This window comes from Pedobacter sp. 01N416 (genome assembly GCF_056399685.1).
The window spans coordinates 1-575 of record NZ_JBFTRT010001045.1 but is presented as its reverse complement, the minus strand read 5'-3'; the positions used below and the strand labels follow the sequence as shown (position 1 = coordinate 575).

The following is a 575-nucleotide window of genomic DNA, read 5'->3' as shown; positions in this document are numbered from 1 at the left end:
AGTTTGAATAATGATCCCGGTAATGATCGCCATTTAGAAACATTTCATCATAAACTTTGGGATGATTAAAGTAATTTTTTATAAAATCTTCTATCATTTTGCTTAAATATTTCCTTAAATTATGATTTTGTAAGGAAAAAACTAGTGTTTTTGTATAAAAAATTGATTTTTATATGATTTATATCTATTTGATTAATTTTTTATGACTGTATTTTAGTGTTTTATGTATTTTTTATTAAAATATTTAAAGTTTTTTATAAAAATACTTGCTAATATGAATAAAGTTCGTACTTTTGTAATGCTCGTTAATTATTATTATATATTTGGTTTAAAAAAAGTGCTGGCAACGGCGCTTTTTTTACAAAAAGCATTAAGACTTATTCATAATCAACATAAACTAAACACTCTAAACCAAGAAGCTCCAGTAAAACTGGAGCTTTTCTTTTTATTATTGGTCTTCTCGATCCGATGGCAATCGGATGAAGCGTAGTAAAATTGAGCGTTCTCAAAGAAAAGTCGTCATTGCGAGCAGGCTTTTTCAGCCGACGAAGCAATTTTACAGCTATGGATTGTAG

The 575-nt window shown here is 27.3% G+C and carries 1 protein-coding gene; it reads right to left on the bottom strand.

The genetic code is table 11. The features are described 5' to 3' along the window. Nucleotides 1–377: 377 nt before the first annotated feature. The coding region (locus AC1DND_RS29150) for a hypothetical protein (protein ID WP_477586499.1) at nt 378–575 on the bottom strand (198 nt) is incomplete at its 5' end.